This is a genomic window from Chitinophaga sp. sic0106 (assembly GCF_019219075.1).
Lineage (GTDB): Bacteria > Bacteroidota > Bacteroidia > Chitinophagales > Chitinophagaceae > Chitinophaga.
In genome coordinates, this window is sequence record NZ_JAHUWJ010000069.1 from 1 (window position 1) to 255 (window position 255).

Genomic DNA, 255 nt, shown 5'->3' on the forward strand with positions numbered 1-255 from the left:
AAGTTGGTGAATATTCCAACACCTGCTATAAATTCGATGGAGTAACGGAGTAGTGAAAGGACTGCGCACTTACGGAATAGTGCGTTAAAGGGAGTAGTTATAGGTTTTGTAGGTAAATCCGCAAGACCTGATGAACCTGATAGTACAGCAAAGCTTCGGCCTCGCTGATAATGTCCCTAATCAGACTTCCAAGAAAAACTTCTAAGGTTCGTTTATAGCAGCCCGTACCGTAAACCGACACAGGTAGTCGAGGAG

At 44.3% G+C, this 255-nt stretch carries 1 rRNA gene; it reads left to right on the forward strand.

From position 1 onward, the window contains the following. Window positions 1-255, forward strand: a 23S ribosomal RNA gene (locus KW844_RS28965); the annotation flags it as partial.